This is a genomic window from Acinetobacter sp. UBA3461 (genome assembly GCF_002381195.1).
In the GTDB taxonomy this organism is placed as follows: Bacteria; Pseudomonadota; Gammaproteobacteria; order Pseudomonadales; family Moraxellaceae; genus Acinetobacter; species Acinetobacter schindleri.
The window spans coordinates 1-23088 of sequence record NZ_DFRO01000042.1 but is presented as its reverse complement, the minus strand read 5'-3'; the positions used below and the strand labels follow the sequence as shown (position 1 = coordinate 23088).

The 23088-nt window shown below is 45.0% G+C and carries 21 protein-coding genes; 6 read left to right on the top strand and 15 right to left on the bottom strand.

What is annotated here, in order from left to right; translation table 11 throughout:
• Positions 1–21: 21 nt before the first annotated feature.
• Positions 22–672 (bottom strand): 3-isopropylmalate dehydratase small subunit, encoded by a 651-nt coding sequence (leuD, locus tag B3D47_RS11650; protein ID WP_008303314.1) that lies wholly within the window; start codon positions 670–672, stop codon positions 22–24.
• 21 nt (positions 673–693) lie between these two features.
• On the bottom strand, positions 694–2127 hold the full coding sequence (gene leuC, locus B3D47_RS11645) for a 3-isopropylmalate dehydratase large subunit (RefSeq protein WP_286862147.1): 1434 nt from the start codon (positions 2125–2127) through the stop codon (positions 694–696).
• Between the two features lie 266 nt (positions 2128–2393).
• Between leuC and B3D47_RS11640 the strand changes: the two genes are divergently transcribed.
• From B3D47_RS11640 to ovoA, 3 genes are all read left to right on the top strand, one after another.
• Positions 2394–2633 (top strand): DUF2061 domain-containing protein, encoded by a 240-nt coding sequence (locus B3D47_RS11640; RefSeq protein ID WP_004890352.1) that lies wholly within the window; start codon positions 2394–2396, stop codon positions 2631–2633.
• A 242-nt stretch (positions 2634–2875) separates the two neighbouring features.
• A complete protein-coding gene (locus B3D47_RS11635; RefSeq protein WP_004890356.1) occupies positions 2876–3745 on the top strand; it encodes a LysR family transcriptional regulator in 870 nt (289 codons plus the stop codon).
• 159 nt (positions 3746–3904) lie between these two features.
• Positions 3905–6100, top strand: coding sequence for a 5-histidylcysteine sulfoxide synthase (ovoA, locus tag B3D47_RS11630; RefSeq protein WP_286862145.1), 2196 nt, complete (start codon positions 3905–3907; stop codon positions 6098–6100).
• 58 nt (positions 6101–6158) lie between these two features.
• Here the strand turns inward: ovoA and B3D47_RS11625 are convergent, their stop codons facing one another.
• Together B3D47_RS11625 and B3D47_RS11620 are read right to left on the bottom strand one after the other, a co-directional pair.
• A complete protein-coding gene (locus B3D47_RS11625; protein ID WP_004890360.1) occupies positions 6159–6407 on the bottom strand; it encodes a DUF2789 domain-containing protein in 249 nt (82 codons plus the stop codon).
• A 160-nt stretch (positions 6408–6567) separates the two neighbouring features.
• On the bottom strand, positions 6568–7218 hold the full coding sequence (locus B3D47_RS11620) for an HAD family hydrolase (RefSeq protein ID WP_008303318.1): 651 nt from the start codon (positions 7216–7218) through the stop codon (positions 6568–6570).
• Between the two features lie 180 nt (positions 7219–7398).
• On the opposite strand from B3D47_RS11620, the gene B3D47_RS11615 reads away from it, so the two are divergent.
• Both B3D47_RS11615 and ptsP read left to right on the top strand, forming a co-directional pair.
• Positions 7399–7881, top strand: a complete 483-nt coding sequence (locus B3D47_RS11615) for an RNA pyrophosphohydrolase (protein ID WP_004813339.1) — start codon at positions 7399–7401, stop codon at positions 7879–7881.
• An 87-nt stretch (positions 7882–7968) separates the two neighbouring features.
• On the top strand, positions 7969–10266 hold the full coding sequence (gene ptsP, locus B3D47_RS11610; protein WP_004813340.1) for a phosphoenolpyruvate--protein phosphotransferase: 2298 nt from the start codon (positions 7969–7971) through the stop codon (positions 10264–10266).
• A 10-nt stretch (positions 10267–10276) separates the two neighbouring features.
• Here ptsP and B3D47_RS11605 read toward each other — a convergent pair whose 3' ends face one another.
• From B3D47_RS11605 to B3D47_RS11590, 4 genes are all read right to left on the bottom strand, one after another.
• Positions 10277–10462: a DUF7230 family protein gene (locus tag B3D47_RS11605; RefSeq protein WP_286862141.1), complete on the bottom strand. Its 186-nt coding sequence runs from the start codon at positions 10460–10462 to the stop codon at positions 10277–10279.
• A gap of 146 nt (positions 10463–10608) precedes the next feature.
• The gene (locus B3D47_RS11600; RefSeq protein ID WP_286862139.1) at positions 10609–12270 is read right to left on the bottom strand and encodes an acyl-CoA dehydrogenase family protein; all 1662 of its coding nucleotides are present in this window, start codon (positions 12268–12270) and stop codon (positions 10609–10611) included.
• A 195-nt stretch (positions 12271–12465) separates the two neighbouring features.
• A complete protein-coding gene (gene katG / locus B3D47_RS11595) occupies positions 12466–14664 on the bottom strand; it encodes a catalase/peroxidase HPI (RefSeq protein WP_286862137.1) in 2199 nt (732 codons plus the stop codon).
• A gap of 503 nt (positions 14665–15167) precedes the next feature.
• On the bottom strand, positions 15168–16106 hold the full coding sequence (locus B3D47_RS11590; protein WP_286862135.1) for a cation diffusion facilitator family transporter: 939 nt from the start codon (positions 16104–16106) through the stop codon (positions 15168–15170).
• A 132-nt stretch (positions 16107–16238) separates the two neighbouring features.
• On the opposite strand from B3D47_RS11590, the gene B3D47_RS11585 reads away from it, so the two are divergent.
• Positions 16239–16676, top strand: coding sequence for a GNAT family N-acetyltransferase (locus B3D47_RS11585; RefSeq protein WP_004781822.1), 438 nt, complete (start codon positions 16239–16241; stop codon positions 16674–16676).
• Positions 16677–16729: 53 nt separating this feature from the next.
• On the opposite strand, the gene B3D47_RS11580 is transcribed toward B3D47_RS11585, so the two are convergent.
• From B3D47_RS11580 to B3D47_RS11550, 7 genes are all read right to left on the bottom strand, one after another.
• Positions 16730–17638 (bottom strand): DMT family transporter, encoded by a 909-nt coding sequence (locus B3D47_RS11580; protein ID WP_125279397.1) that lies wholly within the window; start codon positions 17636–17638, stop codon positions 16730–16732.
• Between the two features lie 346 nt (positions 17639–17984).
• Positions 17985–19214 carry a 3-phenylpropionate/cinnamic acid dioxygenase ferredoxin--NAD(+) reductase subunit gene (gene hcaD / locus B3D47_RS11575; RefSeq protein ID WP_286862132.1) on the bottom strand — a complete coding sequence of 410 codons (1230 nt, stop codon included), beginning with the start codon at positions 19212–19214 and terminating at the stop codon, positions 17985–17987.
• Between the two features lie 4 nt (positions 19215–19218).
• Positions 19219–20184 (bottom strand): 3-carboxyethylcatechol 2,3-dioxygenase, encoded by a 966-nt coding sequence (locus B3D47_RS11570; protein ID WP_004781819.1) that lies wholly within the window; start codon positions 20182–20184, stop codon positions 19219–19221.
• Between the two features lie 66 nt (positions 20185–20250).
• Positions 20251–21066, bottom strand: a complete 816-nt coding sequence (gene hcaB, locus B3D47_RS11565) for a 3-phenylpropionate-dihydrodiol/cinnamic acid-dihydrodiol dehydrogenase (protein WP_004781818.1) — start codon at positions 21064–21066, stop codon at positions 20251–20253.
• A 2-nt stretch (positions 21067–21068) separates the two neighbouring features.
• Positions 21069–21395 carry a 3-phenylpropionate/cinnamic acid dioxygenase ferredoxin subunit gene (hcaC, locus tag B3D47_RS11560; RefSeq protein ID WP_004781817.1) on the bottom strand — a complete coding sequence of 109 codons (327 nt, stop codon included), beginning with the start codon at positions 21393–21395 and terminating at the stop codon, positions 21069–21071.
• On the bottom strand, positions 21395–21913 hold the full coding sequence (hcaF, locus tag B3D47_RS11555; RefSeq protein ID WP_004781816.1) for a 3-phenylpropionate/cinnamic acid dioxygenase subunit beta: 519 nt from the start codon (positions 21911–21913) through the stop codon (positions 21395–21397). The genes hcaC and hcaF overlap by 1 nt, the downstream gene beginning before the upstream one ends.
• A partial coding sequence (locus tag B3D47_RS11550; protein WP_286862130.1) for an aromatic ring-hydroxylating dioxygenase subunit alpha occupies positions 21910–23088 on the bottom strand: 1179 nt, incomplete at its 5' end. The genes B3D47_RS11550 and hcaF, both read right to left, overlap by 4 nt.

Here is a 23088-nt window from a genome sequence, read left to right as displayed (position 1 = left end):
GCTATGACAATTTAACTAGATTTAGCCACTAATTTCTGCAAATACCCAAGGGCGAGATTGTTTGGTTTTTTCTTCATAAGCGCGAATCGCATCGGCATCCTGCAAAGTTAAACCGATGTCATCCAAACCGTTTAAAAGACAATGCTTGCGGAATGGATCAACTTCAAACTTGAAGCTTTCACCAGATGGTGTGCGTACTTCTTGCGCTGCAAGATCAATTGTTAATTGATAACCTTCAGTCGCAGCACATTCTTTAAATAACTGGTCAACAATTTCTTCAGACAGGATTACTGGCAACATGCCGTTTTTAAAGCTGTTATTGAAGAAAATATCCGCATAGCTTGGTGCAATTACGGTACGGAAACCGTATTCATTCAATGCCCATGGCGCATGCTCACGGCTTGAACCGCAACCGAAGTTAGCACGTGAAATTAAAATTGATGCACCTTGGTAACGTGGTTTGTTTAACTCAAAATCAGGGTTTAAGGGACGTTTTGAATTATCCTGACCTAAATAACCTTCATCCAGGTAACGCAATTCATCAAATAAATTTTCACCAAAACCGGTACGTTTGATCGATTTTAAAAACTGTTTTGGAATAATTAAGTCGGTATCTACATTGGCACGGTCTAATGGTGCAACGATACCTTGTTCAACGGTATAAGCTTTCATGTCTTTGCTCCTACTAGCCGATTAGAATGAACGTACATCAACAAAGTGACCGGCAATTGCTGCTGCTGCTGCCATTGCTGGGCTCACCAAGTGGGTACGACCGCCATTGCCCTGACGACCTTCGAAGTTACGGTTAGAGGTAGATGCACAGTGCTCGCCCGGTTGTAACTTATCAGCGTTCATGGCCAAGCACATTGAACAACCCGGCTCACGCCATTCAAAGCCTGCTTCAATCAGGATTTTATCTAAACCTTCAGATTCAGCTTGTGCTTTGACCAAACCAGAACCTGGAACTACCATCGCCTGTTTAATGCTCGGTGCAACCTTTTTACCTTTCGCCACTTCAGCCGCAGCACGAATATCTTCAATACGTGAATTGGTACAAGAGCCGATAAATACACGGTCTAACTGGATATCAGACAAGGCCTGACCAGCAGTTAAACCCATGTATTGATAAGCACGTGTCCAGTCATTGCGTTGTACGTCATCTTTGGCTTGTTCTAAAGTAGGCACTGCTTGAGAGACTGGAATCACCATTTCAGGAGAAGTCCCCCAAGATACTTGTGGTTCAATCTCTTCACCTTGTAATACCACAACGGTATCAAAGTGCGCACCTTCATCAGAATGCAAGGTATTCCAGTAAGCAACCGCTTGATCCCACTGCTCACCTTTCGGTGCATATGGACGGTTTTTCACATATTCAATGGTTTTATCATCGACTGCGACCATACCAACACGGGCACCGCCTTCGATCGCCATATTACATACGGTCATACGGCCTTCGATCGACATGTCGCGGAAGACCTGACCGCCAAATTCGATGGCATGGCCTGTACCACCCGCAGTCCCAATTTTGCCAATGATGGCTAAAACTACGTCTTTTGGAGTTACGCCCTGACCCAGTTTGCCGTCAACGCGCACCAACATGTTTTTCATCTTCTTTTGAACCAGGCATTGGGTTGCCAATACATGCTCAACTTCAGAAGTCCCGATACCATGTGCCAAACAGCCGAAAGCACCATGCGTTGCAGTATGTGAGTCACCACATACCACCGTCATGCCTGGCAAGGTCAAGCCCTGTTCTGGACCCACAACATGTGCAATGCCTTGCCGAACATCATTAATGTCAAACTGCATCACATTAAAGGTTTTACAGTTGTCATCTAAGGTTTGTACCTGGATACGTGAAGTTTCATCTTCAATCCCAGAAATACCTTCTGAACGTTCTTTGGTAGAAGTCGGTACGTTATGGTCTGGCGTTGCCACGTTCGCGCTTAAACGCCATGGTTTACGACCCGCCAGTTGTAAGCCTTCGAATGCCTGCGGAGAAGTTACTTCATGCAATAAATGACGGTCGATATAAAGTAAAGCTGAACCATCGTCACGCTGTTTTACTAAATGGTCATCCCATAACTTATCGTATAATGTTTTTGCTGTTTGGGTCTCGCCTGCCATGTCGATGTACTCCACTGGACTGGGTAAATTCTATCTCTAATTTTGATTATATCGCTGCGGTCACATAAATCTAATTTATCATTTTTATTAGTTAATAAACTTTTTGGAATCTTTAAAATTGGATTCTAAACAGACCAATATTGATTTTTATTTAATCTAATTTTCCGATCATTTTTTACAAAATATACGTTTTTACAAATTAAATGAGAATTATTATTATTTATTCATACAGAAAACATTGAATTTATTTTTTGAGGAATATCGACATGGCACACGTTCAAAAATTTGTTGTAGATAATCAGCGTATGTTCAAGAAAACCTTGAGCTATTACGTCATGCACATCACGGTAGCCATGTTAGTCGGTTATTTTGTAACTGGTAGTTTAGCCATGGCAATTGCATTAAGTTTATTAGAACCGACTGTTCAGGCTGTTGCTTTCTTCTTCCACGAAAAAGCCTGGGAGGCAAAATCTGAACAGAGCAATAATGAGGAAATCACAGCCTAAATTCTTTTCTGTCCTTATTCCTCGTTTTGCCACCGCTTACCCTCGGTGGCTTTTTTTATTGATGCATATCCGATTTTTATAAAATATTTTTTTGGGTTCGAGCCGCTATTTCCAGCTATCTATTGTATTAGCGATCAATGAATGTCGGATTTTACAGCAATAGATACAACTTTTCCTTTGATTTATTCTTAAAATATTACAACAATAGAGATACGCATAAAAAATCTTTATAGGTGATTAAGATGAATCTCGCAGCCTTTGAAGCCTTTGTAAAAGTCATGGAAACTGGATCAATTTCTCTGGCGGCAGATCAGCTTTTTATTACTCAACCCGCCGTGACCAAACGGATTCATAGTCTGGAAGAGTATTTTGGAGTCAAGCTGTTTGAATCAGCGGGTCGTGGTGTACAAGCAACCCATGCCGCGCATTCGCTGTTACCGAAAGTGAAAAACTGGCTCAATGAACTGGGCGATATTCATCATACCCTTAGTCATGAACAAGGCCAGATTCAGGGCAAACTGAAAATTGGTACCAGTCATCATATTGGTCTACATCACCTTCCAGCACATTTGCGTCAGTATGTACTGCAATATCCGGATGTGACCCTGGATGTGCACTTTGTTGATTCTGAACAGGCGCATGAACAGGTGATTGCCGGTGACTTGGAACTGGCTTTCCTGACTTTACCTCCACATGGCGATGAACGGCTGAACTATGTGACTATCTGGAACGATCCATTGGTGTTTGTAGTTGCTCCCTTCCATCCATTGGCCCAGCAGAAGAATCTGTCACTGGACGATCTGGTGCATTACCCGAGCCTGTTACCGTCTGCACAAACCTATACCACGCAAATTACCATGGCAGAGTTTGAAAAGCGTGGTGTCAAACCAAAGATCACCATGAGTAATAATCCACTCGAATCGATCCGCATGCTGGTTTCCATTGGTCTGGGCTGGTCAGTACTACCACAAACTCTTGTAAATCATGACTTGCAACAGCTGGATATTCCTCTGGAAATGAATCGCCAGCTTGGCATGGTCTGGCATCCGGGACGTACCCAGTCCAAAGCTGCACAGGCCCTGGTTGAGTTAATGCAACAGCCTAAACTCTAAGTCACTTCATTTTAAAATAAGAGGCTGCGATGGATTCAATTCGCAGCATTTTGTTACCTAAATGAGCAACAACTGCATCCTGCTTTGCATTAAGTTTAGGATATTCCCTGCGCGGACTTATCAGTGGAATATTTTAAAATTCTTAATGGAGTCTGATGGATGCAGCCCGATTCAACCTTATTTAAACCTAACCAGCCAAATAGTAAGTCATCTACATATTTAGCAGACGACAGCCCTTGGCAACAGGGCAAAATTCGCCTGCTTCCAACACCTAATTTAAACTTTGAAGACATTGCCACAGCGCGTCATGTGATTCGTGAATATTTCCTGAATACCTTTGACACCTACGAATCCCTGTTTGACTGTCTGCGCAATGAAGAAGCATTTTATGTCAAACCGATTAGTCTGCGTCATCCGCTGATTTTCTATTTCGGTCATACCGCTACTTTTTTTGTCAATAAACTGCTGCTCAGCAAACTGATTCCTGAACAGCTGAATCCACATATGGAAAGTATCTTTGCCATCGGTGTAGATGAGATGAGCTGGGACGATCTGGATGATCAGAATTATGACTGGCCTGAAGTCAGTGAAGTAAAAGCGTATCGGCACCAGGTACGAGCCTTGGTACTGAAGATCATAGAAAATGCACCTCTAGAACTCCCCCTCAACTGGCAGAATCCATGGTGGTCAATCCTGATGGGTATTGAGCATGAACGGATCCACCTGGAAACTTCGTCGGTATTGATTCGACAACATCAACTGCAATATGTGCAGAATCATCCACTATGGCATGCCCGAATCCTGACTGGCCCTGCACCAGAAAACCAGCTTCTTCCTGTTCCTGCGGGAACGGTTCGACTGAATAAAAATTTCACTGATCCATATTATGGCTGGGACAATGAATACGGTCTGCATGAAGCTGAAATCAACGCGTTTCAAGCATCACAATTTCTGGTGTCCAATCAGGAATTTTTCAACTTTGTCGAAGCTGATGGTTATCAGCAGTCAGAATACTGGAGTGAAGAAGGTAACGCCTGGCTGGAATTTATTGAAGCGCAACATCCAAGCTTCTGGATCAAAAAAGAGGATGGCTGGCATTTGCGCATCATGCTGGAAGAAATTCCGATGCCGTGGGATTGGCCAGTCGAGGTGAATTACCACGAAGCCAAAGCCTTCTGTAACTGGAAATCAGCACAAACCGGTGAATCAATCCGTTTGCCGAGCGAAGATGAATGGTATCGGCTGTATGACCATGTCGGCCTGAATCCTAAACGACCGCTACCTTTAGAAGCCAATATCGCCTTGCAACATGCACCTAATCCTTGTCCGGTACACCAGTTCCAGCAAGGCGAGTTTTATGATGTACAAGGCAATGTCTGGCAATGGACTGAAACTGCAATCTATCCCTTTGAAGGTTTTCAGGTCCATCCAATTTATGATGACTTTAGTACCCCAACCTTCGATGATCGGCATAACCTGATTAAAGGCGGTTCCTGGATTTCAGGTGGTAATGAAGCTTTGCATAGTTCCCGTTATGCCTTTAGACGACACTTTTTCCAGCATGCGGGTTTTCGCTATGTGGCTGGGTCAGATGAACCAGTTTCACCCTATCATTCACATTATCAGACGGATGAACTGATTTCGCAGTATCTGGAATTTCAGTACGGTCAGGAGTATTTTGGCATTCCGAATTTTGCCAGGTCTCTCATTATCCTCGCCGAGCCTTATTTTGTAAAAACTGCCAGAAAAAAAGCACTCGATCTTGGCTGTGCCACAGGACGCGCCAGCTTTGAACTTGCGCAGCATTTTGCACAGGTAACAGGTCTAGATTTCTCGGCACGTTTTATTCAGCAAGGTATAGCCTTAGCGCAAGGTGCAACTTTAGGTTATACCATTCCGGTTGAAGGTGAACTGGTCGAATATAAATCCTGTTCACTGCAAGAGACTGGACTTGATCAGGTTGCTCACAAGGTCGAGTTTTATCAGGCGGATGCCTGCAATCTAAAACCGCAATTTAAGGAATACGATTTCATTCTGGCAGCCAATCTGATTGATCGGTTGCACCACCCTAAAGCCTTTTTACACGAGATTCATCAGCGACTGAATATTGGCGGTATTCTGATGCTGGCTTCACCTTATACCTGGCTGGACGAACATACCGCGCGTAGTGAATGGTTAGGCGGTTTTAAGCAGGCTGGAGAAAATTTTACAACCTTAGATGGAATACAGGAATTATTGAGTCCACATTTTGAAATGCTGGCTGAACCTATAGATGTTCCTTTTGTGATCCGTGAAACAGCGCGTAAATATCAGCATACCCTGTCACAGGTCACTTTATGGAAACGCATACGTTAAGATGCCAAAATCGAATAAAAAGCCAGTCATCGGACTGGCTTTTGGTTTTAAGATACATTCAGATTTCGATGGTCGCATCCTCATGCAGGGATTCATTCAGTTGGTCTACCACGATGGCCCATTCACCATCAGACGTAATCTTTTCAGCGAGAAACTGGCGCTGTGCCTCAGACCAGTAGGGTGCATCCAGCAGATTAAAATCCTTATGCAGCTGATGATTGTTAATGAAGGTTGCAATTCCTTCCTCACTGGCATCCAGGCCCAACTGTTCAAATAGGTGCGTCATGCGTGGTCTTACTTTATTCATTTCAACTACCTCTGAGTTTCCCTTATTCTCATTATGCAAATTAAGCTTAGCATGAGCTGCAGTGAGCTAGTGTGACAATAGTTTATTTTTCACCTTGAATCTGTGCACATAAAAAAGCACAACCTGAGTTGTGCTTCACAGATTTGAACGCTTCAGATGATTAAATCGACCAGTCCTGAATTTCCCAGCCCTGCTCTTTCGCCAGTGCTTCTAAACGATCATCCGGATTGACTGCAATGGCATGATCAGCATGTTCCAGCAAGAAGCGGTCATTGATTGAATCCGAATAGGCCCAGGACTCGGTCACATCACGGCCTTCCAGCCACTGTTCCAGGCGGATCAGTTTGCCTTTTTGGTAACAGGCAGTATTGATCACTTTACCGGTATATTTACCATCAACAATTTCAGCATTCGTCGCGATAATTTCGGTAATGCCAAATTCACGAAAAATTGGCGCAGTAATAAAGTCAGAAGTTGCAGTAATACCGACCAATTCATGTCCTGCTTCACGGTGACGTTCAATTGCCTTAAAACCTTCTGGACGCATTTGCGGACGAATGACTTTTTGCATGAATAGTTGATGTAGTTCAGTCAGATAATCATTGTCATGTTTGGTTAAAAATTCAAAGACAAATTCATTATAGGCATAGGGGTCCAGCTGACCTTTTTTATAATCTTCATAGAACTTGTCATTCATGGCACGGTGATGAACAGGGTCAACCAGGCCCTCGTTGACCAAGAATTCTCCCCAAGAATGATCCGAATCTGTATTTAACAAGGTGTGATCGAGATCAAATAGCGCCAATTTCATGAAAATACTCGTAAAAACTGAAATTTAAGAAAAAAATTGTAAATCTATCTCCGCTAGTCGATAGAAATTCGTTAAGATCATAGCAATTTTAACATTTTTAAACTTTGCTTTTTTCGTGCTGGATACAGAAATAAAAATCCCCGAGGGCAAAGGCATAAATTACACAATATTAGGTGCCAAATGATCGACTCTGAAGGTTTCCGACCGAATGTCGGGATCATTTTGGCAAACGATGCTGGACAGGTTTTATGGGCGAAGCGCATTGGACACAATGCATGGCAATTTCCACAAGGAGGTATCCAATATGGAGAAACCCCTGAGCAGGCACTCTACCGTGAGCTGAGAGAAGAAGTCGGCTTACTGCCCGAACATGTCCAAATTATAGCGCAAACCAAAGGCTGGCTGCGTTATCGTTTGCCACACCGGTACATTCGTACGGATTCAGATCCGGTGTGTATCGGCCAGAAACAAAAGTGGTTTTTACTCAAACTGACGGCGTCAGTACAGAACATTCAGCTTGATCTGTCTGACCCGCCCGAATTTGATCAATGGCAGTGGGTCAGTTACTGGTACCCGCTTGGTCAGGTCGTGAATTTTAAACGCGACGTATACCGCAAGGCCATGGTAGAACTATGTCAGCAACTTCCCAAGGAAAAACCTTAAAAACTGCACAAATATGCAGATTTTTTAGGCAGTTATTGTTATAAATAAAGAATATACCGGACCCTAAATTACGAAGGAGCAGCGCGAATGTCGAATATGCAACTGGAGACCCTGAGACGTATTGTTCAAGAGATCAATGCGTCAGCCAGTTTGCACGAATCACTCGACATTATGGTTAATCAGGTAGCCCAAGCGATGCAGGTCGACGTCTGCTCCATTTATCTGCTGGATGAGCGCAACCAGCGCTATCTACTGATGGCATCTAAGGGCCTAAAACCTGAAGCGGTGGGCCATGTGTCGCTGCAAACTGGTGAAGGTCTGGTGGGGCTGGTCGGACAGCGCGAGGAAATCGTCAACCTTGACAATGCCCCGAAACATGAGCGTTTCTTGTATTTACCTGAAACCGGGGAAGAAATTTATAACTCTTTCCTTGGCGTTCCGGTCATGTACCGTCGTAAGGTCATGGGCGTTCTTGTGGTTCAGAATAAAGAACCTCAGGATTTCTCAGAAGCTGCTGAATCCTTCTTAGTGACGCTCTGTGCTCAGCTCTCTGGTGTAATTGCCCATGCCCATGCAGTCGGCAATATTGATGTGTTCCGCAAGCCCAGCAATCTGCCTGCTTATAAAACCTTCCAGGGTGTATCAGGCTCAGGTGGTATTGCTCTAGGTCGTGCCGTGATCCTCTATCCGCCCGCAGATCTGGGAGCAGTTCCGGATCGTGAAGCGGATGACATCAGCGAAGAACTTGCCCTGCTCGACAACGCGCTAAATTCCGTACGTGAAGAAATCCAGTCTCTTGATGACAAGATGCAGGATGCTCTCATGGCTGAGGAACGTGCACTGTTCAGTGTGTTCCTGCGTATGCTGGACGAAAATGCCCTGCCGGCTGAAATCAAGGAACTGATCCGTGAAGGTCACTGGGCGCAAGGAGCGGTACGAATTGTCATTGAAAACCATGTGGCGCAGTTTGCCCAGATGGAAGATGACTATTTACGTGAACGTGTTGCTGACCTGAAAGATTTAGGCCGCCGGATTCTGGCTAAATTACAGGAAGCTGATGAAAGCCATCGTGAACTGACCGATGAAAGCATCCTGATTGGCGAGGAAATCTCGACCGCAGCGCTGGTAGAATTACCTGTTGATAAAATTGCAGCGATTGTCACCACTGAAGGTGCAATGAATTCACATATGGTGATTGTCGCGCGTGCACTCGGTATTCCGACCGTAGTGGGTGTGACCGAATTACCTATCAATACCCTTGATGATGTCGAAATGATTGTTGATGCGCATCAGGGTCGGGTATTTATCAATCCGCCACGTCGTCTGCGTACCCGTTATAAAGAAATTCAGAAAGAAGAAGAACAGCTCGCCAAAGATCTGCGTCAATATGAAACCAAGGATGCGATTACCCCAGATGGTGTGGCTGTACGCCTGTTTGTGAATACAGGCTTGATGATTGATGTGGTACGCGGTGTACAGCGCGGTGCCAAAGGTGTCGGTTTATACCGTTCTGAAATTCCGTTTATGCTGCGCGACCGCTTCCCGGGTGAAGAAGAACAGCGTGCCATTTACCGCCAGCAACTTACTCATTTCGCCAATAAACCGGTGGTGATGCGTACCCTCGATATTGGGGCAGATAAAGACCTGCCATATTTCTCGATTGAAGAAGAAAATTCGGCATTGGGCTGGCGCGGGATTCGTTTTACCCTCGATCATCCAGAAATTTTCTCTTCGCAAATTCGTGCGATGTTAAAAGCCAGTATTGGACTGAATAATCTACATATCCTGCTACCAATGATCACCAGTGTCAGCGAAGTAGAAGAAGCACTATATTTGCTGGAACGTGACTGGGTTGCAGTCCAAGAAGAAGAACAGGTCAAGATCACCAAGCCTAAAATTGGTATCATGCTAGAAGTGCCGAGTGTCCTGTATCAGATTGATGAATTTTCTGAATTTGTCGACTTCTTCTCGGTCGGCTCTAATGACTTGACCCAATATTTACTGGCAGTGGATCGTAATAACCCGCGTGTCGCCAACGTTTATTCGCATTTGCACCCTGCCGTTTTACGTGCCCTGACCCGTTTGGTACAGGATTGTCATCGTAATGAAAAACCGATCAGTATATGCGGGGAAATGGCAGGTGATCCGATTTCGGCTGTGCTGCTGATGGCCATGGGCTTTAATACCCTGTCAATGAGTTCAAGTAATATTCTGCGGGTGCGTAAGACGATTTGTCATGTACCCATGCCGGATGCTCAGGACTTATTGGAACATGTGCTAAAACTGGATAATCCGCTGGTCGTAAAAAGCTGGATGGAACATTATTTCCGCACGCATGGTCTGGGAGATATGGTGAAAGGCGCGACCCGAATCGTGGGAGCTTAAGCTGCTAAATTTAGCAAAACTGCCATAAACAAAAAGGGAGATAGTCATTTGAGTATCTCCCTTCTTTGTGCTTGCTATAGCCACGTTTTGCATCTTTTTTGCGGTCTGTAAACACTTGGCTTTTGTTGACCTCATGCATGTGTTTGGCCACAAAGTTATGTATTACTGCTTCTGGTAGCTGCTTTTTCTTTGCCATCTTTTCACCTGTTTTTTGACATAGCATCTGAATTGACACTGTGCATATATTGCGCTCTATTCAGTATATTTCAAGTGGTTTCCAATATTTTTAGGATTTGAGAATAACTTTTAACAAGAAGCTATTCTCTCCTCCTTTTTAATATTTTATGAAGATGAGTCTTGAGCTAAAGCCCGTTCCAAAATCCTCTCTACATCTACTTGTTTGGCACTCATCATACCTACTACTCGTCCATGAAACTTGCTGTATCGGGTCTGAATAAATGCATTAAAAATAAATTCAGGTGCATGACGTTGCAGTAATACGGCTTGGGCTAAAATAGTCAAGCGGCTGACCAGACTACGCCCCATAAATTGCAGTTCATCTGCAGGCTGCTGAAACAGTTTAAACAGCGTCTGAAGTTCCTGTTTCAGTATTTCATCCTGCATTGCAGTAGCAGCCAAATCCTGAAACAGTATTTCAATCGATTCCGGTTCACGACCAATGGCACGCAGTACATCCAGACACATAACATTGCCTGAGCCTTCCCAAATGGTATTCACTGGCGCTTCTTTGAAAATTCGTGCCATGATGCCATGATCGACATAGCCATTACCACCAAAGACTTCCATGGTTTCACCGGTCAATTCTACGGCACGTTTGCAGATCCAGAATTTGGAAGCCGGGGTCATAATCCGCTTCCAGGCTAGTGACAAGGCATCATCATTTTCATAACAAGAAGCCAGATAGAAACTCAGCTGTATTGCCGCTTCTGTTTCCAGTGCCAGATCAACCAGCACTGCCTGCATTAAGGGCTGTGCTGCCAGATGCTTGCCAAAAGCCTTACGCTGTCGGGTATAGGCCAGACATTGCACCAGCGCCTGACGTAACATCGCAGTACTGCCAACCGAGCAGGTCAGACGGGTGTAGTTCGCCATTTCAATGATAGTTGGGATACCCCGTCCTGCTTCACCGATCATGATGCCCCAAGCTTCCTGAAACTCAACTTCCGAGCTGGAATTGCTACGATTCCCAACTTTGTCTTTGAGTCGCTGTACATGAATATTATTCTTGGTTCCATCTTCACGCCAACGTGGAACAAAGAAACAGGCCAGACCATCCTGTTCAGTTTTCGCCACGACCAGATGGGCATCACACATCGGTGCTGAAAAAAACCATTTATGACCGGTCAGCAGATAAGCCTGCCCTCGACCTGATTCACCGATAGGCACGGCAAAGGTTTCATTCGCCCGAACGTCGGAACCACCCTGCTTTTCGGTCATCCCCATACCCAGCCAGATTGATTTTTTTTGGGCAATCGGCAGATCACGTTCATCGTATTCAGTAGATAATAATTTATCGCCGATTTTGGCCCAAAGTTCCGGTTCACGCTGGATCAAAGGAATACTGCCGAGGGTCATCGAAGTCGGGCACAGACTGCCACATTCTACCTGTCCACTCAGGTAAAACCGTGCTGCCCAGTCGACCCATTTAGATTTTGATTCAGCCTGATTAAAAGGATGTGCATGACTATCAAACTGACGATTAATGCGCATCCATTGATGCCATGCAGGATGAAATTCAATATAATCACGACGGCGACCCCGGGCATCAAAAGCATGCAGAATAGGCGTATGCCGGTTTGCCAGATCGGCATATTGATAATATTCTGATGAACCCACCACCTGCCCCATTTCATTTAAAATTGTCTGATCCTGACTACCATAGCTCTGCAAAATTTCCTGCAAAGTGGCGTCAGTTGCAAACAGGTTATAGTCCTGTTTTTCATCAAACTGATTGCTGATCTGATGGGTTGTCCATGTGTTCATCTTCTCTTCCTTAATCTTCATTTTTGTTGTGTGGTTTTCAGTCCAGTATAGAGAAAAAGTGGCGAATACCTATTAAGTTTTCAGTAAGACCATCTATTTTTCATGACTGGTCGTTCTATGAGCTGATTGACCAATAAAAATTCAGGTAATAAAAAACCGGCCCTACGACCGGTTTCCTATTTCAAGATCGAAAAATTATCGTTTCACATCAAAACGGTCTGCATTCATGACTTTGACCCATGCCTTGACAAAGTCACGCACGAATTTTTCTTTATTGTCATCCTGAGCATATACTTCTGCATAAGCACGAAGAATCGAATTCGAACCAAAGACCAGGTCTACACGTGTTGCAGTCCATTTCTTCACACCTGTCGCACGTTCAACAATGTCATACTGGTTACGGCCAGTTGCTTTCCATTGATAGTTCATATCCGTCAGGTTCACAAAGAAGTCATTGCTTAAGACACCAACATTGTTGGTGAGGACACCTTCTGGCGCACCACCATAGTTGGTTCCGAGTACACGCATACCCCCAACCAGCGCAGTCATCTCAGGTGCAGTCAGCCCTAACAGTTGTGCACGATCGACTAGCAGCTCTTCAGCCTGAACCACATATTCATCTTTTAGCCAGTTACGGAAACCATCGTATTTCGGTAACAGGTCTTCAAATGAATAGGCATCTGTCTGTTCCTGAGATGCATCGCCACGGCCCGGTGTAAATGGCACCTTGATATTTACACCTGCTGCTTTGGCTGCCTGTTCAATTGCTGCGCTACCGCCCAATACAATCAGATCGGCAATACTGACTTTCTTCTCAAGACCTGCCTGAATCTCTTCAAGTTTATTCAATACTTTATTCAAACGTTCCGGTTCATTCCCTTCCCATTGACGTTGTGGCTCTAGACGGATACGTGCTCCATTGGCACCACCACGATAGTCCGAACCACGGTAAGTACGTGCGCTATCCCAAGCCGTATTGATCAGTTCGGTTGGGGTTAAACCACTGATCAGTAATTTTGCTTTGAGTTCTTCAATTTCAGCCTCAGACAAGGTGTAGTCCACTTTTGGAATTGGGTCCTGCCAGATCAGATCTTCAGCCGGTACGTCTGGGCCAAGATAACGGGATTTTGGCCCCATATCACGGTGGGTCAGTTTAAACCATGCGCGTGCAAACACTTCAGAGAAGTAGGCCGGATCACGATAGAAACGCTCTGAAATTTTACGGTATTCCGGATCAATTTTCAGTGCCATGTCAGCGTCAGTCATCATCGGATTACGGCGTACACTGGTATCATGCGCATCAAATGGTTTGTCTTCTTCCTTGATGTTAATCGGCTCCCACTGTTTCCCGCCTGCCGGGCTGACAGTTTTTTCCCAATCATAGTTGAGCAACAGATAGAAGAATTCATTGTCCCATTTGGTTGGGTTGGTGGTCCAGGCACCTTCCAGACCACTGACCATGGTATTCGCCGCGTTACCAGTCCCTTCCGGGTTATGCCAGCCCAAGCCCTGAAATTCGATATCTGCGCTTTCAACATCTGGTCCAAGCAAATCTGCTTTACCATTACCGTGTGACTTACCTACAGTATGACCACCTGCGGTCAAGGCAACTGTTTCTTCGTCATTCATGCCCATACGGTCGAAAGTGACTCGCATATCCTGCGCCGTACGTAAAGGATCCTGTACACCATCCACTCCTTCAGGATTGACATAGATCAGACCCATTTGCACCGCAGCAAGAGGATTTTCTAGCGTTGAACGATCTTGGTTATTTTCATAACGACTTTCGGTCGGTGCCAGCCATTGGCGTTCATCCCCCCAGTACACATCTTTTTCAGGATGCCAGATATCTTCACGACCACCAGCAAAACCGAAAATTTTCAAACCTGCAACTTCATAGGCCACTGTCCCTGCGAGGATAATCAGGTCACCCCAAGAGAGCTTGTTACCGTATTTTTTCTTGATCGGCCATAACAGACGACGGCCTTTATCGGTATTGACATTATCTGGCCAGCTGTTCAACGGTGCAAAACGCTGGTTACCCGTATTGGCACCACCACGTCCATCCTGCTTACGGTAAGAACCTGCCAAGTGCCAGGCAGTACGAACAAACATACCAATATAGCTGCCATAATCTGCTGGCCACCATGCCTGGCTGGTCGTGATCAGTTCACGCAGATCTTGTTTTACTGCTTCAAGGTCAAGGGAATTAAATACTGCTTTATAATCAAAGTCGGGATCAAAAGGATTGGTTTTTCTATCGTGTTGAGAAAGAATGTCGAGGTTAAGCGCATTTGGCCACCAGTCCGTATTGTGTGAGCTGGCATTGCTTGCCGCTGTACCTTCGTGTTTTTGATGAAATGGGCAGCCTGATGCTTGCAAATCTTGTGTCATTTTGTAGCTCCAAAACTTTATAAAGTCTGTTTGATCTGAACTGTTTAAACATCTTATTTACTTCAACATACCCCTTTTATGTGACAAGCTAAAACAATTTTTATGAATACAAACCATCGTTTTCTTCTATCTAAAAGCTTGTAAATCTATTGTTTATTTATTTTTTGCAATTTTCTAAGGGAAATTGCAGAGAACTGGTGAGTTGATGAAAATTAAACTATCTTCAACATTGCTTCTGTTATTCGACTAAAGTTATAGAACATAGATGTAGGAAAGGCGCTCCAGCGACAACATGAGTCTATCAATCATTACAAAGATTGATTTGAATCCTGAGATTTTTTAGTTCAAGATGCACTTTTGCGTCTGCTTACTGTTGTCTTTAGGGATGTTATTGGCAAAAGCAAACGCCGCTGCGCCTATTTAAATCAGTGATCTGAATATGCAGTTTAAAAGGCTGCTATTTGAAGATATTTTCTATCCATATCAATTAAAAAAATAGCTTCTTATACACGTCCCTGGGTACGTTCCAGCCAGACGGCCTGAGTTTGTGGTTTCACAAACAGGGTAATAATTTCCGGATGGATCTGTTTGATCTGCGCTTCAATCCGGTTGACGCAGGCTTCAATTTCATCCGAATTCAGATTATCCATAAACTCCAAGCTTAAAGAAGCAATCACCTGATGTGCACCGATCTGTTCGGTCAGTACCCCGTTGGCACTAAACACTGCGATATCCTCTTGCGCAATCAGCAGCACATTTTCTCGCAGTTTCGGATCGGCAGTTTCACCAAGTAACAGCCCTTTTGTTTCACGCGCTAACAGCCAGGCCGATACAGCCAGTACCACACCAATCAGAATTGAGGCCACCCCATCCAGCTCAGGGATATTTAGCTGATGTGCGAGAAAAATACCCACCAGCGCAATAAAAAGTCCGATCAATGCAGCCGTGTCCTCAAATAACACGGTAAAAGTTGTTGGGTCTTTACTGCGTCTAAAAGCTTCAAAATATCCCATTTTGCCTTTGTGTTTGCGAAAGGCTTTTAAAGCCACGAACCAAGAAGTTCCTTCACATAAAATCGCAATACCGAGCACAATATAGTTGATCATCGGGTCCCGCATTTCTTCAGGATGGATGATGTGCTGGATACCCTGATAGATTGATACAATGGCACCCAAAGCAAAGACCATTAAAGCGACGATAAAGGCCCAGAAATATAGCTCACGACCATAGCCAAAGGGATGCAATGCATCGGGGCGTTTTTGAGATTTTTTCATGCCGTGCAGCAGCAGAATTTCATTCAGGGTATCCACAACCGAATGAATAGCTTCACTCAACATGGCAGAACTGTTGGTGATATAGGCTGCGACAAATTTCACCAGCGCGATTGCCAGATTACCAAACAGCGCTGCATATACCACAATTTTATTCGATTCAGACGACATTCAAATTTGTCCTAATTTTTTTCTCAAACAGATGGATCTATTTGATTTTTCATTTTATCTCTTTGCATCTTAATAAACTGCTGCGATAAATTGTTTATTGTTTTGTTGTTCTCATTTTTAATCGGAATCTTCATGCCTGTAATTGTCCATACTTCTGCCGATCGGCATCCTCAGCTCCTAGAATTGTGGGAACAATCCGTCCGTGCTACGCATCATTTCCTAAATGACGCGCAGATCCTAAAGATCCGTCAGCAGATTATTGATCATAATTATTTCACCCACGTGCAATTGTTCCATGTGGAACATCAGCAGCAGATTCTGGGTTTTATGGGCATTGCAGGCAACAAACTGGAAATGCTGTTTGTCTCTCCTGCGGCATTTAGAAAAGGCATAGGCAGCCAGTTATTACAACATGCGCTTGCTCTAGGTGTGACTGAAGTCGATGTGAATGAGCAGAATCCTGATGCGACTGCTTTCTATTTAAAACATGGTTTCGAGATGATCAGCCGTTCAGAAACCGATGCTGAAGGTAATCCCTACCCAATTCTGCATCTAAAACTGCAAAAATAAAAAAGGAAGCCAAAGCTTCCTTTTAGGTCTGAATTTAACTTGAACAATCTATTTTAAGATTTAGAAAAATACTGCTCGCGCCATTCTTTCCAGAAGTACATCACGATCCCGAACATCACTACCGCAATACCAGCAAAGGCATGGCTGCTGATCACTTCGTTATTCAGGGTTGCACCGAGAATCAGGGCAATGATTGGCGTCATTACATTACTGAGGGATACGGTGGATGCGGCTAAACGGCGAATCAGCCAGAAGTAACACAGCATCGCCACAATCGAAGACAGGATCATGGTAAAACCAAAGCCGAACAGCGCCTGCATACTTGGCATTTGTGTTGGGAAAGATTGCCAGATAAATGGAATGATTAGCAATGATCCCAATGAGGAAACAATCAAAGAACCGGTGGCTTGGGACATCGGTTTTAATGGCGCATTGATCTGCTTCACCCAGAAAATCGAGCTGATATAAGACACCATGCTAATCAGCATCAGGACCACGCCCCACGGATTCACCTTACTATCTGCTGACTCCGCAAAGACAAAACTTAAACCACCGACGGCAACTGCCATACCGAGCCATTGCAGCCAAATCAGACGATTGGTTTTCAGGATGACATGCCCGATTAGACCTGCAACCAGTGGTGAGAAACCGAAAATCAATGCCATTAAGCCAGAGGTCAAATAATTCGCCGCCAGATAGATAAATAACTGCGCACCAATGAGGTTCAGACTACCTGCTACATAGCTCATCATGGAGGTTCGATCAAATGGCAATGGATTACGCATGGCAGCCAAGATCGCCAACGCCAGCAGAGAAGCGCCGAAATAACGGATGATCAGCACCCACATCGGGTGCACTTCCTGCACGCTCCAGACAATCGCCAGTGGCGTTGCTGCCCAGATCAGCACCAGCAAGGCATAAATACTTGCCGTCACCAGCATGGGAGATGAATTTGAATTCATAAAAGACTCAATTAAATTTTTTTAGAAAGAATTGAACTAACTTCTCGTTCAAATCCACAATCGACAAAACTGATGGTGGCAGGGATGCCGCTCGAGCTTTTGGGATACAGGGAAGTAGCCTCAAATGCTCAAAAGATTTTTGTTACCTTGCGCCATATATGGCTCATCTTTTAAAAGTAAAAGCACCTACTCTATAACTTATATAAGTAGAATCAAAATTGGAGGTCATGATAACTGCTCATCACAATCAAGTCCCTACATCTTTCAATATTTTTTAATACTCATAAAAAAGCAGACCCAAGTTGCCCAAGGTCTGCCCTTTTGTAAACTTATCAATAAAACAAAGTTATTTCACAAGTTTACGAAGATCCTGGCTGAGATCTAAATATTTATCTGCTTCAAACGCTGCATTCTTGCTGATCAGCTTTTTCAGGTGACGCATTTCTTTTGCCGCATTTACCGTAATACCGCCGACAATAACGCCATCAGTCACACCAAACATCACGAATGATGATTCAGCGCGAAGCTCTGGATTGATTTCACCACGAACTTGCCATTCAGCAGCCGCCATGTCACCTACGAACTGATAATTGATGTCCAACTGATCTGTCCAGAACCATGCCGGGTTAGGTGTCGGATGCTCAACGCCCATCACATGACGTGCAAAGATCCCTGCTTGCAGGTTGGCATTTTCCCAAGTTTCGACACGACGGTGGTTACCGCAATTACGAAGTTGAGTTGCCACATCACCTGCTGCATAGATGTCTGCATTTGAAGTCTGGCAGTTTTCATTTACTTTAATCGCGAAATCAACATCCAGGTCAGCTTCTACAGCCAATTGTGCATTTGGCACGATACCAATACCATAAACTACAGCATCAGCGCGAAGTTCTTCACCACCCTCAAGGGTAATCACCACTTCTTCACCATCCAGTTTGCAATCTGCAATTTTGGTTTCCAGACGAACGTCGATCCCTGCCAAACGTTGTTGTTCAAGCAGGAATTCGCTCAGGATACGAGGTGAACAGCGGCCCATCACCATAGGACCCATTTCGATCACAGTTACCTGACACTCTTTGAAACGTGCTGAAGAAGCCAGTTCCAGACCGATCACGCCACCACCAATCAGGACAATACGACGGCCTGATTGCAATACTGGAACCAGTGCTTGTGAATCTTCTAGGTTACGTAGCGTATAAACATGTTTACCCAGCGCATCGAAGTTCGGCAGACGACGAGCTGCGCCGCCTGTAGCAAGCAACAGTTTGTCATAAGCAACAACGTCACCATTTTGAAGTTCAACCGTTTTCGCTTCAGCGTTGATTTTTTTCACGCCATTGCCACGAATGGTTTCTACACCAAGTTCCGCCAGTTTTTCTTCTGACAGGATTTCAATCTTGGTCTCTTCAGGTTTTAGAATCACGTCTTTAGACAGTGGTGGACGCTCATAAGGAAGATGCGTTTCATCACCGATCAGAATGATTTTACCTTCGTATTTGTTGCCACGAAGTTCTAAAATCGCGCTTGCACCTGCCTGGCCAGCACCTACAATTACGATGGTTTCGATGTTGCTCATGTCTTTAACCTTTTAACTCTGCAGATACGATGCCGAAGCCCGCAATCCATTCACTGATTTCTTCATAACAGTGCGTTGTCATTTCGTACTCGCCCATTTCGCTTAAAGCAGCAAATGCCGCCATCCACGAACGGACTTCCTGACCACCACGGCCACCATCACGGCGGATTTCAGCTTCAGTCATGGCTTCTAGTGCAGCGAAGTCGGCATTCTTGAATTTTTCAAGCAATGCGATATCCCATTCAGCATTCAGAGGAACTGCAACAGAGGTATCGCCCGCTGCCAGTTTCTGGCCCACTGCAATAATTTTTGACTGACGCGCGTTACGTGCTTCAGGTGTCGGGTTACGACCTGCAATCAGGAACTCTTCCACTTCTGGTGGTACAGAACCCATTTGCGGAGTTGGTGGATCGTGTGACAGACCACCTGTACCTAGGACAAGTACACGCTCATTTTCAAGGTTCAGAGATTTGATGAACTGACCTACAGCACGGCCTAAAGCGATCGTACGCTTAGTCGTTGGCATCGGTGCTGCAGCGCCATTAATGAAAATTGGAATCGTTGGATAACGATCAAGTTTGCCGTCGCACAGGAAGTGCAATGGCTGAGTCACACCATGGTCAGCTTGCATACGGTAAGAATACGCAACGTCCACGCCCTCATCGAGTACACGACGCACTAAGCCCAGTGCTTTGTCTTCTGGTACATCAATGTGTGCATTGTCTTTACCATAGTCCCAGTCACCTGCAGCAGTCGCGCGAATGCCCACACAGAAGCTTGGCATCAGGTCATAGAAGAAACCATTGAAATGGTCAGGACCAAAGGTAATGATCAGGGTTGGGTCGTAAGCTTTTACTTCAGCAGACAGTTTTTCAAACGCTTCACGAACAGCCTGTTCTTTGCGTTTTTCCTGCGGTGAAGCAAATTCCATTAAAGGACTGTGCGACGCACAAATAAGTTTAACGGCCATGAGAGACTCCTTAAAAGGAAGGCAGCCAAGAACAGGCTGCCGAAAAGTCCATTTCAGACTAGATTTTTATTCGTCAAAGAAACCGGCACGTGGCTGACGTAAGCCGCGAATACCCAGACCGCATTCTGCATTGATCAGAACGCCAGTCAAAGGACGGTTATTTTGACGAGATGCCAAGAGCACATATGAACCTGTCATATCTTCCGGCTCAGGTAAGAAATTCAGTGGCATGCCACGTGCGATTTTCTCAGGATCACGTGCATCGAGCAGGCCAAGATTTTCCTGACCCAAAGATGCAGCACCTTTGATATTCACATTCATACCTGATGGCGCAACGGCATTGACTCGGACTTTAGGTGCAAGTTCATAAGCCAGTTCTTTCATAATGCCTACACCGGCATGTTTTGATGCAGTGTAAACCGGACCGCCACCTGCAGAATAAAGTGCAGAATTTGACAGTGTGAAAATGATCGAACCTTCAGATTTCACGAGCTCATCAAGTGCAGCTTTGGCACCCAAGATCAGAGATTTGGTATTAATCCCCATAATCTCATCAAAGGCTTTTTCCAGCTGCTCACCTGAAGTATTGACGATATCTGCATAGTGATCCCAGATACCGGCATTACCCACGAAACAGTCGAGTTTACCGTAACGTTCTACAGTTGCTTTAACAGCGCGGACGTTGTCTTCATAGCTGGCCACATCACCTGCGATTGCCAGCACGCGGTCACCAAAATGTGCATTCAGTGCATCGACTTTAGACTGTGAACGTTGAAGAACGGCCACTTGTGCACCCTCTTCCAGGAAACGTTCTACCAGTGCCCAACCGAGACCTGAACCACCACCAGTGATCAGTGCAACTTCGCCTTGTAGCCAACCCATGATTACTCTCCTGCCATCTCTACGTATAACGCACCATCTTCAAGTACAACTGGGAATGTTTGAATTGGGTCAGTTGCTGGTAAGCAAAGTGCCTGACCTGTTTTCAAACAGAAACGAGCTGCATGAAGTGGACATTCCACTGTACCGTCGTCTTCAAGGTAGCCTTCAGACATAGAAGCATTACCGTGTGAACAGCGGTCGTTCATTGCGAAGAATTCGCCACCGTTGTTGAATACTGCAAGCGCTTCGATACCGTTTACGCCGCAATCCACTTTTAACGCTTCGCCTTCGTCTAATTCGTCAACTTGGCAAACAAAAATCTTATTCATTAGAAGAACACACTCAGGTTATGTGAGTTATAGGTAACTTGGTCAAGCGTGATCTTACGGTTGAAGATCTGGAAGCCCAGGCCGCCTTCAACTTTGCGGATCTTGTCATGACGTTTACCACAGTAAATCGTAACGTCTTTCTCTTTCTGAGTACGGTACAGTAGGTATGTCACGTATACATCGTATTCGCCTTCAACTTCAGTCGGCTCAACAATCACGTTGCTCACCATGTGAGTGGTACGTGATGGAGGCTCTTCAGCCCAAGCCATACCAGTTTCTAGACGTGCAACACGACGTTCCAGAAGATCTTTCGTATCGTTGAATACCCAGGTAGTAGGTGGTTCAACTGAACGACGACGGTCTCGCGTTTGAGCGTTTGGTGTAGTACGTAGCGTGTAAGAAATATCTTCAGCCAGCGTGTCTAACCACTCGCGGAATTTCCAGTCATCAAGAAGCTTGGCTTCTTGATACAGGAACTGACTAATTTGGTGATGAAGTTCTAAACTGATTTGACTCATTTCATAAGCTCCTTCTCGTATTCGTCAGCCGCAGCTTCAACGTCTTCCCATTTTTCATGAATCAATAAATCTGCCCAACGGCGGTACATACCACGTGCTGCAGTTTCAGAGAAAATATAGTTAGTGATACCCGGGATACCATCTTCACGTACTTTCTCGTTGCCTTTACCCATTTCCATAATAAGTTTGTTTTGACGCGCTTTGTAACCACGTAAAACTTTTTGGATTTCGATCCAGTTTTCAGAGTCATCTTGCTCCAGGAAGCCTGCAGGACCGAAGGCACGAGTTGCAGAACGTTCAAATGCTGCTTGTACATCTTCTGGTGCGTCCGCATCACAGATACAGAATGCCCAAACTTCAGTTTTGTTTGGACCACGTGGGTGCCATACACGAAGAGTCGCAGTACCGTTCAACCAAGACAATGTAGGGAACATGGTGTTGTGACCCGCTAAACGAAGCGCACGAGTTTCACCTAGGCGTTCTTTCACTTCTTCGTAAGTTTCACGGAAGTAGTTCGCTACTTCACCGTCAACCCATACGTTTGCATCTGGTTTCTCTGTGAAGAAGAAGCCTGAACCGTGACCACGTGAACCGTATTGGATCGCGTCTTTCGCAGTTTCCCAAACTGGACGAGCAGTTTGTGCAGCACCTAATTTCTTAGAAGATTCGTCGTCTGGTTTTGCACCAAGTACCTGAATTGCAGATGCGTGAGAGAACAACGCGTGGTATTGGTCAGATGCGAACTGTTCGGCTGCAAATTTCCAGTTACACTCGATTTCCCATTTGTGTACACCACCCACGATCACAGTACCGCCTTCACGACGATCGACAACACCGTCCAGGTACCAAGCGATATCGCCCATGTATTCTTCTAGATCTGGCGTAGTTTCATCCCAGCATCCGAAGATCAGGCCTTTGTATGATTTAACGCGGTTAACTTCTACCAAACCCCATTGCTCTTTACATGCACCATGTGGGTAAGCACGATCTTCAAGCGGAATGTCTTTTAGAGAACCGTCAATACCGTATGACCAGCCGTGGTACGGGCAAGTGAATGCACGTGTATTACCACAGTCAGCAAAGCTCACACGCATAGAACGGTGACGGCACTGGTTTAAGAATGCTTTGATTGAGCCGTCTTTTTGACGTGCCACGATGATTGGATCTTCACCCAT

Bases quoted from the DNA above. Each gene is read 5' to 3' on its own strand.
- leuD (WP_008303314.1), bottom strand. From the start codon at position 672: ATGAAAGCTTATACCGTTGAACAAGGTATCGTTGCACCATTAGACCGT.
- leuC (WP_286862147.1), bottom strand. From the start codon at position 2,127: ATGGCAGGCGAGACCCAAACAGCAAAAACATTATACGATAAGTTATGG.
- B3D47_RS11640 (WP_004890352.1), top strand. From the start codon at position 2,394: ATGGCACACGTTCAAAAATTTGTTGTAGATAATCAGCGTATGTTCAAG.
- B3D47_RS11635 (WP_004890356.1), top strand. From the start codon at position 2,876: ATGAATCTCGCAGCCTTTGAAGCCTTTGTAAAAGTCATGGAAACTGGA.
- ovoA (WP_286862145.1), top strand. From the start codon at position 3,905: ATGCAGCCCGATTCAACCTTATTTAAACCTAACCAGCCAAATAGTAAG.
- B3D47_RS11625 (WP_004890360.1), bottom strand. From the start codon at position 6,407: ATGAATAAAGTAAGACCACGCATGACGCACCTATTTGAACAGTTGGGC.
- B3D47_RS11620 (WP_008303318.1), bottom strand. From the start codon at position 7,218: ATGAAATTGGCGCTATTTGATCTCGATCACACCTTGTTAAATACAGAT.
- B3D47_RS11615 (WP_004813339.1), top strand. From the start codon at position 7,399: ATGATCGACTCTGAAGGTTTCCGACCGAATGTCGGGATCATTTTGGCA.
- ptsP (WP_004813340.1), top strand. From the start codon at position 7,969: ATGTCGAATATGCAACTGGAGACCCTGAGACGTATTGTTCAAGAGATC.
- B3D47_RS11605 (WP_286862141.1), bottom strand. From the start codon at position 10,462: ATGGCAAAGAAAAAGCAGCTACCAGAAGCAGTAATACATAACTTTGTG.
- B3D47_RS11600 (WP_286862139.1), bottom strand. From the start codon at position 12,270: ATGAACACATGGACAACCCATCAGATCAGCAATCAGTTTGATGAAAAA.
- katG (WP_286862137.1), bottom strand. From the start codon at position 14,664: ATGACACAAGATTTGCAAGCATCAGGCTGCCCATTTCATCAAAAACAC.
- B3D47_RS11590 (WP_286862135.1), bottom strand. From the start codon at position 16,106: ATGTCGTCTGAATCGAATAAAATTGTGGTATATGCAGCGCTGTTTGGT.
- B3D47_RS11585 (WP_004781822.1), top strand. From the start codon at position 16,239: ATGCCTGTAATTGTCCATACTTCTGCCGATCGGCATCCTCAGCTCCTA.
- B3D47_RS11580 (WP_125279397.1), bottom strand. From the start codon at position 17,638: ATGAATTCAAATTCATCTCCCATGCTGGTGACGGCAAGTATTTATGCC.
- hcaD (WP_286862132.1), bottom strand. From the start codon at position 19,214: ATGAGCAACATCGAAACCATCGTAATTGTAGGTGCTGGCCAGGCAGGT.
- B3D47_RS11570 (WP_004781819.1), bottom strand. From the start codon at position 20,184: ATGGCCGTTAAACTTATTTGTGCGTCGCACAGTCCTTTAATGGAATTT.
- hcaB (WP_004781818.1), bottom strand. From the start codon at position 21,066: ATGGGTTGGCTACAAGGCGAAGTTGCACTGATCACTGGTGGTGGTTCA.
- hcaC (WP_004781817.1), bottom strand. From the start codon at position 21,395: ATGAATAAGATTTTTGTTTGCCAAGTTGACGAATTAGACGAAGGCGAA.
- hcaF (WP_004781816.1), bottom strand. From the start codon at position 21,913: ATGAGTCAAATCAGTTTAGAACTTCATCACCAAATTAGTCAGTTCCTG.